Source organism: Sphingobacterium sp. UBA7253 (assembly GCF_002472745.1).
Lineage (GTDB): Bacteria > Bacteroidota > Bacteroidia > Sphingobacteriales > Sphingobacteriaceae > Sphingobacterium > Sphingobacterium siyangense.
In genome coordinates, this window is sequence record NZ_DKSP01000014.1 from 721 (window position 1) to 1246 (window position 526).

The 526-nt window shown below is 39.9% G+C and carries 1 protein-coding gene; it reads right to left on the minus strand.

Features of this window, described 5'->3' with window-relative positions:
* Window positions 1-419 (minus strand): pyridoxal-phosphate dependent enzyme (locus B2X72_RS00815; RefSeq protein WP_286848067.1); only part of this gene is annotated, 419 nt, incomplete at its 3' end.
* Window positions 420-526 lie beyond the last annotated feature (107 nt).

Consider the following 526-nt stretch of genomic DNA (forward strand, 5'->3'; position numbering starts at 1 on the left):
ATTAACAATGCTGCCGCTGTTGCTGTTGCAACACCGTGTTGACCGGCGCCAGTTTCGGCAATGATCTCTGTTGCTCCCATCTGTTTGGCCAGAAGAATTTGACCGATACAGTTGTTTATCTTATGGGAACCCGTATGGTTGAGATCTTCCCGCTTTAAATAGATTTTGGAGCCAATATACTCGCTTAAGTTCTTGGCGTAGTATAAGGGTGAGGGACGACCGACATAATGTTTTAAGATTGCAATAAACTCTTTCTGAAATTCTTCTTTTTGGACATGGCTATCGAAAAAAGAAGCCAGTTTATTTAATTGCTCTTCCAGTACCGGGGGGATATAAGATCCGCCGTACGCTCCATATTGGCCATTGTATTGAAGCATCTTTTCGTTTGCTTCGACAGATGCTGCTTGTGTTAGACTCATTTTAGGCTTAAGTTTCTTGTTGTAAAAGGATATATTATTTATTGAAGCCTAATATAGTAATCTTTGTAGGTATTGGGAAAAAAAACCAGGCATCTTTTCTAGAAAAG